Source organism: Candidatus Viridilinea mediisalina, from assembly GCF_002532535.1.
GTDB classification, from domain to species: domain Bacteria; phylum Chloroflexota; class Chloroflexia; order Chloroflexales; family Chloroflexaceae; genus Viridilinea; species Viridilinea mediisalina.
This window is the reverse complement of record NZ_NQWI01000277.1, coordinates 1-1,419: the sequence shown is the minus strand read 5'-3', so window position 1 is coordinate 1,419 and position 1,419 is coordinate 1. Positions and strand designations below refer to the sequence as shown.

The window sequence follows — 1,419 nt, the reverse complement described above, 5'->3', positions numbered from 1 at the left end:
CAAACAGGAATGTTCCTACGAACCTTCGCTCAGGGTGACAAAGCAACGGGGTAATCAACAACATCCGCTTCCCTTAATGGCGCAAGCAGCAGACCCCTCCCCGCTCCCCGCTCCCCGCTCCCCGCTCCTTCCCCCTCCCCACCATGACGCATGCGCGACACGATAGAGCAGTAACACATCTTGCTCGTAGCGTTCGACGCGCTGGAGCGTCCAGGTGGGGGCCTCGGCCATGCGTGCTACCCCCGCACCCGCGAGTGGGCCGGGGGCGTCGCTTGCGCCCACCAATTTGGGGCCAATGAAGGCATATATTTCATCAAGCAGCCCGGCCTGCGCCAGTGCTCCTAGTAGTACGGCCCCGCCCTCAACCAGCAGGTGGTTGATGCCACGTTGTTCAGCTAGGTATGCTAGCAGCGCATGCAGGTCTACCCGGCCATCGGCAGCGGGCGGGAATTGCTCTACATGAATTCCGCGTGCCTGCACCGCTGCACACCAAGCCGGATTGGGCGCTACGGTAGCCATCAGGGTTATGCCGGGGAGTTGTGGATCAAGGATGTGCGCACTGAGCGGAGTACGCCCGTAGCTATCAACCACCACGCGCAGGGGATGGCGCACCATGCGCCAATGGGTGTCAAGGCGCGTCGTCAACTGCGGATCATCGGCGCGGATCGTGCCCGATCCCACCATAAGCGCATCCACACGATCACGCAGGCGATGCACCTGTTGGCGCGCAAGGGGGCCAGTAATCCAGCGACTATCGCCCTGGGCCGTGGCGATGCGCCCATCAAGCGTCATGGCATACTTGGCACTCACGAGCGGACGCCGCGCCAACACGCGGCAGCGAAAGGGGGCCAACAGATCAGCAACATGGCCCTGCGGATCGGCACAGCGCACCACTTCAATCCCTGCGGCACGCAGCACTGGTTCTGCGCCTGCACCCATACGCGGATCGGGATCGCGGGCAACATAGAAGACCCGCCTGATGCCAGCGGCAATAATCGCCTCGGTGCAGGGTGGAGTGCGCCCATGGAACGTACACGGTTCGAGCGACACAAAGAGATCCGCGCCCTGCGCGTTCGCTCCCGCCTGTTGCAGAGCTACCCGTTCCGCGTGAAGCCCACCGGGGGCTTGCGTCGCGCCCACTCCGTACATCCGGCCCGCACGCAGCACCACAGCCCCCACTGGCGGATTGGGACTGGTGCGCCCAACAACCAACTGCGCTTGCTGGATCGCCAACTTCAGGCCATCCAAGCCCCCAGAATCAGGCGGATCAACCACAACAACCCCCTCCCAGCCATCTGCCTTCGGGGTGGTTGCAGCGCACAGCGGAACATGTGGGAGCGCCTAATACCAATTACCCTTGAACATGCCGCATGATCAAGAACGCTAACGCCCATTGGGACGCCATGTTCGGCAATCTGC

1 protein-coding gene is annotated in these 1,419 nt (G+C 63.0%); it reads right to left on the bottom strand.

Annotated elements, in window-relative coordinates; all coding sequences use genetic code 11:
- Positions 1–54 precede the first annotated feature (54 nt).
- Positions 55–1,275 (bottom strand): bifunctional diaminohydroxyphosphoribosylaminopyrimidine deaminase/5-amino-6-(5-phosphoribosylamino)uracil reductase RibD, encoded by a 1,221-nt coding sequence (gene ribD / locus CJ255_RS21970; protein WP_097646199.1) that lies wholly within the window; start codon positions 1,273–1,275, stop codon positions 55–57.
- Positions 1,276–1,419 lie beyond the last annotated feature (144 nt).